The 297-nt window shown below is 70.0% G+C and carries 1 protein-coding gene; it reads left to right on the forward strand.

Annotated elements, in window-relative coordinates:
- Positions 1 to 297, forward strand: a 297-nt coding sequence (locus tag WDW90_RS38805; RefSeq protein ID WP_336492958.1) for a transposase, incomplete at both ends; no start/stop codon positions are given.

Consider the following 297-nt stretch of genomic DNA (forward strand, 5'->3'; position numbering starts at 1 on the left):
GACCTCTCGGCCATTCTCGACACCTACACCGAGGAGCGCGGCTACCCGCCCTACCATCCCGGCATGATGGTGGCGCGCCTGCTCTACGGCTACAGCCGCGGCCTGTACTCCTCGCGCCAGCTCGCCCGCGCCTGCGAGGAGCGGGTCGACGTCATGGCGGTGACCGGCCTGAACCCACCTGATTTCCGCACCATCGCCGACTTCCGCACGCGCCACCTCGTGGCCCTGTCGGACCTGGTCGTGCAGGTGCTGCGCCTGTGTCGGGCGGCCGGTCTCGTCGAGTTCGCTCACGTGGCG

The organism is Methylobacterium nigriterrae, from assembly GCF_037106235.1.
Lineage (GTDB): Bacteria > Pseudomonadota > Alphaproteobacteria > Rhizobiales > Beijerinckiaceae > Methylobacterium > Methylobacterium nigriterrae.